The organism is bacterium (assembly GCA_020440705.1).
Lineage (GTDB): Bacteria > Krumholzibacteriota > Krumholzibacteriia > LZORAL124-64-63 > LZORAL124-64-63 > JAGRNP01.
Map to the genome: position 1 here is coordinate 1 of JAGRNP010000268.1, position 678 is coordinate 678.

Here is a 678-nt window from a genome sequence, read left to right on the forward strand (position 1 = left end):
GAGAGACGGAAGCGGGTCGTCCCTACTTCGTCATGGAGTATGTGAAGGGCGAACCGATCACGCAGTACTGCGACCGGAACGGGCTCTCGACGAAGAAGCGGCTCGAGCTGTTCGCCCAGGTGTGCGACGGAGTCCAGCACGCGCACCAGAAGGCGATCCTCCACCGCGATCTCAAACCGACCAACCTCCTCGTCACCGACGTGAGCGGAACGCCACAGCCCAAGATCATCGACTTCGGGCTCGCCAAGGCGATGTCCGCCCCGCTCACGGATCGGTCGATGTTCACCGAGATCGGGCAGCTGGTCGGAACGCCCGAGTACATGAGTCCCGAGCAGGCCGACCTCACTTCGGCCGACATCGACACGCGCAGTGACGTCTACTCCCTCGGCGTGATCCTCTACGAACTCCTGACCGGCGCCCTCCCCTTCTCCTCCGACGCGCTTCGGTCGGCCGGCTACGACGCGCTTCGAAAGACGATCCGAGAAGTCGATCCGCCGACGCCGTCGTCGCGCGTCTCGTCGCAGGACGCCAAGCTCCAAGAGATCGCCACGAAGCGTCGCGTCAGCCCCGGCGAGCTCAGGCGTGAACTGAAGGGCGACCTCGACGCGATCGTGATGACCGCGCTGCAGAAGGACCGGAACCGGCGCTACCAGACCGTGAACGCGCTCGCCGCGGACA

The 678-nt window shown here is 65.3% G+C and carries 1 protein-coding gene; it reads left to right on the forward strand.

Annotation, left to right across the window (positions count from 1 at the left end; all coding sequences use genetic code 11):
• Positions 1-678, forward strand: a 678-nt coding sequence (locus KDM41_18295; protein ID MCB1185375.1) for a serine/threonine protein kinase, incomplete at both ends; no start/stop codon positions are given.